Genomic DNA, 8,088 nt, shown 5'->3' on the forward strand with positions numbered 1-8,088 from the left:
CGGTGGGCGTGGGCGGGGGTGCCCTCACCGCGACGGCCACTCCGGCCGCCGCCGACCCCGCGCACGGCCAGGGCCACGGGCACTTCCCGGGCCACGGTTCGCTGCGCTTCACCCCGGTCGCGCCGAACACCGACGACAAGCTCACCGTGCCCGAGGGGTACGAGTCGGCCGCCGTGGTCCGCTGGGGCGATCCGGTGCTCCCGGACGCGCCCGAGTTCGACTTCGACAACCAGACCGCCGAGGCACAGGCCAAGCAGTTCGGCTACAACTGCGATTTCGTGGCGTTCTTCCCGCTGGGCGCAGACCGCGCGCTGCTGTGGGTCAACCACGAGTACAGCGACGAGGCCCTGATGTTCCGCGACTACACCGACGGAACCGCGGCCACCGAGGAGCAGATCAAGATCGCCCTCGCCGCGCACGGCGGCTCGGTGATCGAACTGGAGCGGGCCGGCCGGTCCGGCCGGTGGAAGCTGGTCACCCGCGGCCGGCGCCGCTACAACCGCCGGATCACCGCGCAGACCCCGATGCGGTTCAGCGGCCCCGCGGCGGGCAGCGCGCTGCTGAAGACCGCCGCCGACCCGCGCGGGCTGCGCCCGATCGGCATGCTCAACAACTGCGCGGGCGGCACCACCCCCTGGGGCACGGTCCTGACCGCCGAGGAGAACTTCAACCAGTACTTCGTCGGTGGCAACGGCGTGCCGGAGGCGCAGAAGCAGTACCTGACCCGGTACGGCGTCAGCACGACCACCGCCATCCCGAGCGGCAGCCGCCGCTTCGACCGGGTGGAGGAGCGGTTCGACCTCGCCAAGCACCCCAATGAGATCAACCGTTTCGGGTGGATCGTGGAGATCGACCCGACCGACCCGGACGCCACGCCGATCAAGCGGACCGCGCTCGGCCGGTTCGCCCACGAGGCCGCCACCACCAGCCTGTCCAGGGACGGCCGGCTGGTCGCCTACATGGGCGACGACTCCCGCTTCGAGTACGTCTACAAGTTCGTCTCCAAGGACCGCTACATCCCCGGCTTCGACCGCCACAACCGCGGCCTGCTGGACGAGGGCACGCTGTACGTTGCCAAGTTCACCGGCGACAGCCCCAAGGACGAGATCGACGGCTCGGGCAAGGCGCCCAAGGACGGCCGCTTCGACGGGTCGGGCGAGTGGATTCCGCTGGTCAGCGGCGACAAGTCGTACGTGCAGGGGATGAGCGCCGAAGAGGTCCTCGTCTACACCAGGGTCGCCGCCGACAAGGTCGGGGCCACCAAGATGGACCGTCCCGAGGACGTCGAGCGCAACCCGGTGACCGGCGCGATCTACGTCGCGCTGACCAACAACTCCAACCGCACCCCGGCGCAGGCCGACGAGGCCAACCCGCGGGCCGCCAACAAGCACGGCCACGTGCTGGAGCTCACCGAGCGGCGCAACGACGCGGTCGCGCGGACGTTCGCCTGGTCGCTCGCCCTGGTCTGCGGCGACCCCAACGACCCGGCCACCTACTTCGCCGGGTTCGACAAGTCCAAGGTCTCGCCGATCTCCTGCCCGGACAACGTCGCCTTCGACCGCGAGGGCAACCTGTGGATCTCCACGGACGGCAACGCGCTCGGCAAGAACGACGGCCTGTTCGTGATGCCGGTGTCCGGCCGGGACCGCGGCCATCTGCGGCAGTTCCTGACCGTCCCGGTGGGCGCGGAGACCTGCGGCCCGCTGATCACCCGGGACGACAAGAGCGTGTTCGTCGCGGTCCAGCACCCCGGCGAGACCGACGGCGCGAGCCCGGCCGACCCGTCGAGCCACTGGCCCGACGGCGGTGACAGCCAGCCCCGCCCGTCGGTGGCCGTGGTCTGGCACGCGCGCGGCAGGAACATCGGTTCCTGACCCACGGAGTCCTGGAGGGCACGGCCGGCGCGGGCCGTACCCTCCGGGGCTGCGGGAGTTCAGTCCGAGAGCTTGGCGCGGAGCTGGGTGAGCACGGCGCGCAGGATGCGCGAGACGTGCATCTGCGAGATCCCGAACTCCGCGGCGATCTCGGCCTGGGTCATGTTCCCGTAGAAGCGCATCAGCAAGATCGTGCGCTCCCGCTCCGGCAGCGCGTCGATGAGCGGCTTGACGGCGTGCTTGTCGACCAGGGTGTCCAGGGAGCGGTCCTGGTCGGGCAGGAAGTCGCCGAGGTCGGCGGCGTCCTCGGCGCCGGTGACCGGCGCGTCCAGCGACAGCGCGCTGTAGGCCCCGGACGCCTCCAGAGCCAGCAGGACCTCCTCCTCCGATATCCGCATCCGCTCGGCCAGCTCGGCGACGGTCGGGGAGTGGCCGAGCGTCTGGGTCAGCTCCGCGGTGATCTTGTTGATCTCCAGCCGCCGCTCCTGGTAGACCCGGGGCACCTTGATCGCCCACGTGCGGTCCCTGAAGTGGCGCTTCACCTCGCCCATCATGGTGATCATGGCGTAGCCGCGGAACTCGTGTCCCAGCTCGGGGTCGAACCCGTTCACCGCCTTCATCAGCCCCACGTAGGCGGCCTGCCGCAGGTCCTCCATGGGCTCGCCGCGGTACCGGTAGCGCCGGGTCACCTCGGTGACCAGGCCCTCGTGCAACTGCACCACACGCTCGCGGATCCTGACCCGGTACAGCTCGGAAGCCTCCGGGCGGACCATCTCGGCCAGCAGTTCGTCGGCGGTCATCTGCTCGAACGCGACATCCAGGACGGTCATTTCGCTGCTCCATCGGGGGTTCACAGCGTGCCCGTCCATGCCGGAAACCAAAAGCCCAGACAGGACACGCCTCATCAACCTGAGACGAAGCCCCTCTGCTGGACTTCGAGATCAACCATGCCCGGCGATCCGCGCTTCGCACCTCACTTTTGTCACAAAATGGTAACGAGGTGGCTGTTCGGGTCGGGCGCTCAGCGTTCCAGGCCGGTGACCAGGGACTCCAGGTCGCGCATCAGAGATTCGGTGCGCTCGGCCCCGAACGCGGCCAGGATCGCGCGATGGTGCTCGGCCAGGCCGCCCTCCAGGCGGTGCAGCAGCGACCGGCCGCGATCGGCCAGGAAGACCGCGACGCGGCGGCGGTCGGAAGGGTCGTGGCCGCGATAGACCAGGGCGCGATCGACCAGCCGATCGACGGCCTTGGTCAGGGTGGGGTGCGGCATCAGGGCGGCCTCGGCCAGGTCGCCCATGGAGTGGCCGCGGCCGTCGGCCAAGGCCTGGAGGATGCGCCACTGCTCGACGGAGAGCTGTTCGGTGGCGAGCACGGCCGCGAGACCCCGGTTGACGCTGCGCTCGGCTTTGCTGAGGAGGTAGGCGAGCGAGTGACCCAGCCCCGCCGTGAAGGTCGTGGAAGGAGGCTTCGCCGTGGGCTCGGTCAGCACCACCGGCTCCTTTCGTTCGCGCGTACGCTAGAGGATACTCTGACGCGTGGTCATCGACCCACTTGAAGCCCACCTGGTCAGGGCCGATGCTTTCCGGATCGCGCTGGTCGCGCCGGTCTCCGGGGTGCTGGGGATGCTCGGCCCCTGCGTGATCAACTGCGCCTCGCTGGGCGCGGCCGAGGTCAACGACCGGGGCGGGGTGCTCGGCCGGCACGTCGAGCTGGTGCTGGTGGACGGCGGGCGCCCGCCCGCCGAGGTCGCCCGCGAGGTCGCCGGGCTGGCCCGGGCCGGCGCGGTGCAGGCCGTGGTGGGCACGCACGCCAGTGACGTGCGCGTCGCGGTGGAGCGCGCGCTCGGCGGCGCCGCCCCGTACATCTACACGCCCCCCTACGAGGGCGGTTCGCGCACGCCCGGCGTCTACTTCCTGGGCGAGCCCGCCTCCCGCCAGGTCGGGCCGGGCATCGACTGGCTGGTCGAGCACCGGCGGGCGCGGCGCTGGTACCTGCTGGGCAACGACTACGTCTGGCCGCGCCTGGTCCACGTGTCGGCGCGCGGGCGGCTGCTGGCCCGTTCGGCGCGGGTGGTCGGTGAGCGGCTGATCCCGTGCGGGTTCGGCGACCTGGCGATGGGCCGGGTGATCGAGTCCCTGGCGGCGCTGCGCCCCGACGCGGTGCTGCTCAACCTGATCGGCAGCGACCTGGTGGCCTTCAACCGCGCCTTCACCGCCGCCGGGCTGCGCTGCGCCCGGCTGTGCGGGGCCCTGGAGGAGCACGGCCTGCTGGCGGTGGACGGCGACTCCACCGGCGAGCTGTACGCCACGATGGGCTACTTCGGCACCGTCCCGACCGAGGCCAACCTCGACCTCAGCGTGCGTTACGTCCGCCGCTACGGCACCACCGCCCCGATGATGAGCGCGCACGGGCACGGCAGCTACGAGGGCGTGCTGATGATCGCGGCGCTGGTGGCGCGGGCGGGCGCCGCCGCTGTACCGGCGATCGAGGCCGTGGCCGACGGCACCACGGTCAGCACCGGCCGGGGGCGGCTCACGCTGGCCGACCGGCACGTACGGCAGCGCGTCTACGTGGGACGGGCCGACGGGCTGGAGTTCGATGTCCTGACCTCGTCCTGAGCGGCGTCGCGGGCGTGACGCGAACAGGTAAAGCTTCCATGTGAAATCTTTCCGCCTGCAAGAATGCGGCATATCGTACGGCTCGACCCCCAGAGCGAGAAAGAGCCATAGATATGTCACGTTCGTCCGACGTCTCGGATCAAACCTCCCCACCCGCACCGGACGGGATCGAGCGCTTCGGCTACAAGCAGGAGCTCAAGCGCTCCCTCGGCTTCGCCGACCTGCTGATCTACGGCCTCATCTTCATGGTGCCGATCGCGCCCTTCGGCATCTTCGGCAGCGTGTTCAACGCCTCCGGGGGAATGGTCGCCCTGGCCTACGCGATCGGCATGGTCGCGATGGCCTTCACCGCCCTGTCCTACGCGCAGATGGCCCGCGCCTTCCCGATGGCCGGCTCGGTCTACACGTACGCGGGCCGCGGCATCGGCGCGCCGGTCGGCTTCCTGGCCGGCTGGGCGATCCTGCTCGACTACGTACTCGTCCCCTCGCTGCTCTACCTGGTGGCGAGCACGGCCATGGCGTCGATCGTGCCCGCGGTGCCGATATGGGCCTGGCTGATCGGGTTCGTGCTGCTCAACACGGTGGTCAACTACTTCGGCATCCAGATGACCGCCAAGACCAACCGGATCATGCTGGTCGCCGAGCTGATCGTGCTGGCGATCTTCCTGGTCATCGGCGTCGGCGCGCTCATCCAGGGCAAGGGCGGCGGCGACCCGCTGAGCCCGCTGTTCGACGCGGGCACCTTCTCCTGGCCGCTGATCTTCGGCGCCACCTCGGTCGCGGTGCTGTCCTTCCTCGGCTTCGACGGCATCTCGATGCTCGCCGAGGAGAGCCGCGAGGACGGCAGGCGGCTCGGCCGTTCCATGGTGTACGCGCTCGGGCTGGCCGGACTGCTGTTCATCACGCAGACCTGGGTCGCCGCGCTGCTCACCCCGGACCGCGACAGGCTGCTGGCCGAGGGCGACGCCGCCGGGTCGGCCTTCTACGACACCGCCGCCTTCGCGGGCGGCCCCTGGCTGGGCGTGCTGACCGCCGTGGCCACCGCGGTGGCCTGGGGCTTCGCCAACTCCCTGGTCGCCCAGGCGGCGACCTCGCGACTGCTGTTCGCGATGGGCCGGGACGGCCAGCTCCCGCGCGTGCTGGGCCGCGTCCACCCCACCCGCAGGGTGCCGGTCAACGCCATCTTCCTGGTGGCCGGCATCTCGCTGGCGCTCGGCCTGTTCATGAGCACGCTGAAGGACGGCATCACGCCGCTCAGCACGCTGGTGAACTTCGGCGCGATGTGCGCCTTCCTGGTGCTGCACGTCTCGGTGGTGGTCCACTATCTGATCAGGAAGCGCAGCCGCAACTGGTGGGCGCACCTGGTGGCGCCGGCCATCGGGTTCGTCATTCTCGTGTTCGTCGTGGTCAACGCGCAGGTCGCCGCGCAGCGGCTGGGCTTCGCGTGGTTCGGTATCGGGGTGATCGTCCTGATCGGCTCCTACCTGCTGGGCCGCAAGCCCACGCTGGCGACCGAGCAGGACGCCAAGGAGACCGAGCAGGACGCCAGAGAGGTCTGACAAATGAACGTCGTGTCCTACCGGCCCGGTCCCGAGGACCTGGCCTACACCTTCGGCGGACGCCCGGCCGCGGCTCGCATCACGCCCGGCACGATCCTTGAGCTCTACGTCGAGGACTGCTTCGGCGGCCGGGTCCGCGGCCCGGCCGACCTGCCCTCGCAGGTGTGCGAGTTCCCCTACCTCAACCCGGTGACCGGCCCGTTCCACGTCGAGGGCGCCGAGCCCGGCGACACGCTGGCGCTGCACTTCGTGTCCATCGAACCCGCCCGCGACTGGGGCGTGTCCACCACGTTCCCGCACTTCGGCGCGCTCACCGCGACCCACACCACGGCGATGCTGCACGCTCCCCTGGAGGAGCGGGTGTGGGTCTACGAGATCGACGCCGACAAGCGGACCGTCCGGTACCGGGCCACCCGCGGCGACTTCAGCGTCGAACTCCCGCTGGACCCCATGCACGGCACCGTCGGGGTGGCCCCCGCCGCCTTCGAGGCGCGGATGACGATCACCCCGGACGCCCACGGCGGCAACATGGACACCCCCGAACTACGTGCCGGCGTCACCCTCTACCTGGGCGTCAACGTCGAGGGCGGGCTGTTCGGGGTCGGCGACGGGCACGCCCGCCAGGGCCACGGCGAGGTGTGCGGCACCGGCGTGGAGGCCGCGATGAACACGGTCGTCGCGGTCGAGCTGATCAAGGGCGTGGCCACTCCGTGGCCCCGGCTGGAGGACGACGAGCACCTGATGTCCACCGGTTCGGCCCGCCCGCTGGAGGACGCCTACCGGATCAGCCAGCACGACCTGGTGACCTGGAGCGCCGCCCTGACCGGCCTGGACGAGCTGGACGCCTACCAGCTCGTCAGCCAGGCCGCCCAGGCCCCGGTGGGCAACGTCTGCGACGCGAACTACACGATGGTCGCCAAGCTGCCCAAGGCGTACCTGGGCGGGGCCGCCGTCTACGACTCCGCCCACCGCAGGCTGCGCGAACTCGGCGAACGGTACCTCTCCTCACGCTGAGCCGACGCCCGCGGGCTCCTTCGGCCCTTCCTCATCCGCCGCCTCCTGGCTGGGGGAGGGCCGGCGGCGCAGCGCGTACAGGCTGATCGGCACGCCCGCCAGCACGATGACCGCCGACATGGCCAGCGTGAAGCGGTAGCAGGGCCATCGGCACGAACGCCGCCCCGGCCCTGGGCGTGCTCGGCCTGCTGAAAAACGAGGGGTTCACGCTGACCGAGGGCTACTACATCGCCGGCTACCTGCTCAACGGCTGCATGGGGCTGGTCGCCGGCGACCCGTCCTGCCGGCCGAACATGGCGAGCGTGAGGCGGCCGAACAGCGCAGGCAGCACCGGGCCGCGCTGACGGCGCTGCCGCCTGACGGGTTTTCCAGCATCACGGAGTGGGCCCGGACCGCGCCGGATCCGCCCGACGTCGAGCACTACTACGCCATCGGCCTGGACCTGCTGGTCGCCGGGGTGGAGGGCCTGGCGGCCAGACGTTCCTAGGGGCGTTCCCAGGAGCGGGGCGCGCCCAGCAGCACGGACAGGCGGTGCAGCCCCCTGGTCGTGCGTGCCTTGACCGTGCCGAGCGGCACCCGCAGCCGTTCGGCGATCTCGCGCTGGGTGAACTCCCCGTAGTACGCCAGCTCGATGGCCTGGCGCTGCGCGACGGGCAGCCGGGCCATCGCCGCGTGGATCTCCTCCCGCACGGCCAGCTCCTCACCGGCGACCCGGCCGTCGCACCCCGTGGCGTCCGGCACCGCCGACAGCGGCAGGGTCGCCGGACGGCGGGCGCGCAGGTGGTCCACGGCCCGCTTGTGCGCGATGCCCAGCAGCCAGGCGGGCAGGCTGCGGTCCGGATCGAACCGGAGGCGCGACCGCCATGCCTCGGCGAAGACGATCTGTACCACGTCGTCCACTTCCTGCTCGGGGACGAACCTCCGCAGATACCCCCGGACCAGTACGGCATGCGCGCGGTAACACTCGCCGAGGGCGTCGGCCTCACCCGCGGCCAGCCGCGCGTTGAGTGTGTCGTCCATGCG

At 71.0% G+C, this 8,088-nt stretch carries 9 protein-coding genes; 5 read left to right on the forward strand and 4 right to left on the reverse strand.

All coding sequences use genetic code 11. From position 1 onward, the window contains the following. Positions 1 to 1,874, forward strand: a 1,874-nt coding sequence (locus C1I98_RS31025; protein ID WP_111170926.1) for a PhoX family protein, incomplete at its 5' end; no start/stop codon positions are given. Between the two features lie 59 nt (positions 1,875 to 1,933). On the opposite strand, the gene C1I98_RS31030 is transcribed toward C1I98_RS31025, so the two are convergent. Both C1I98_RS31030 and C1I98_RS31035 read right to left on the reverse strand, forming a co-directional pair. After that, positions 1,934 to 2,704 carry a SigB/SigF/SigG family RNA polymerase sigma factor gene (locus C1I98_RS31030; protein ID WP_111170927.1) on the reverse strand — a complete coding sequence of 257 codons (771 nt, stop codon included), beginning with the start codon at positions 2,702 to 2,704 and terminating at the stop codon, positions 1,934 to 1,936. A gap of 191 nt (positions 2,705 to 2,895) precedes the next feature. Beyond that, entirely contained in the window at positions 2,896 to 3,363 is a 468-nt protein-coding gene (locus tag C1I98_RS31035) for a MarR family winged helix-turn-helix transcriptional regulator (RefSeq protein WP_233508336.1), read from the reverse strand. A gap of 46 nt (positions 3,364 to 3,409) precedes the next feature. Between C1I98_RS31035 and C1I98_RS31040 the strand changes: the two genes are divergently transcribed. The 3 genes from C1I98_RS31040 to C1I98_RS31050 all read left to right on the forward strand — a co-directional run bounded on the left by C1I98_RS31040 (position 3,410) and on the right by C1I98_RS31050 (position 7,065). Beyond that, a complete protein-coding gene (locus C1I98_RS31040) occupies positions 3,410 to 4,492 on the forward strand; it encodes a substrate-binding domain-containing protein (RefSeq protein WP_233508337.1) in 1,083 nt (360 codons plus the stop codon). Positions 4,493 to 4,605: 113 nt separating this feature from the next. After that, positions 4,606 to 6,051 (forward strand): APC family permease, encoded by a 1,446-nt coding sequence (locus C1I98_RS31045; RefSeq protein ID WP_111170928.1) that lies wholly within the window; start codon positions 4,606 to 4,608, stop codon positions 6,049 to 6,051. A gap of 3 nt (positions 6,052 to 6,054) precedes the next feature. Continuing rightward, complete coding sequence (locus C1I98_RS31050) at positions 6,055 to 7,065, forward strand: acetamidase/formamidase family protein (RefSeq protein ID WP_111170929.1); 1,011 nt, start codon at positions 6,055 to 6,057, stop codon at positions 7,063 to 7,065. On the opposite strand, the gene C1I98_RS45175 is transcribed toward C1I98_RS31050, so the two are convergent. Further along, positions 7,057 to 7,185 (reverse strand): hypothetical protein, encoded by a 129-nt coding sequence (locus C1I98_RS45175; RefSeq protein WP_267898088.1) that lies wholly within the window; start codon positions 7,183 to 7,185, stop codon positions 7,057 to 7,059. The genes C1I98_RS31050 and C1I98_RS45175 overlap by 9 nt on opposite strands. A gap of 56 nt (positions 7,186 to 7,241) precedes the next feature. Between C1I98_RS45175 and C1I98_RS41925 the strand changes: the two genes are divergently transcribed. Further along, positions 7,242 to 7,409, forward strand: a complete 168-nt coding sequence (locus C1I98_RS41925) for a hypothetical protein (RefSeq protein WP_158558246.1) — start codon at positions 7,242 to 7,244, stop codon at positions 7,407 to 7,409. A 139-nt stretch (positions 7,410 to 7,548) separates the two neighbouring features. Here C1I98_RS41925 and C1I98_RS31055 read toward each other — a convergent pair. Beyond that, positions 7,549 to 8,088: RNA polymerase sigma factor (locus tag C1I98_RS31055; protein WP_306461929.1), on the reverse strand; the 540-nt coding region annotated here is incomplete at its 5' end.

This window comes from Spongiactinospora gelatinilytica (assembly GCF_003236385.1).
Classification (GTDB): domain Bacteria; phylum Actinomycetota; class Actinomycetes; order Streptosporangiales; family Streptosporangiaceae; genus Spongiactinospora; species Spongiactinospora gelatinilytica.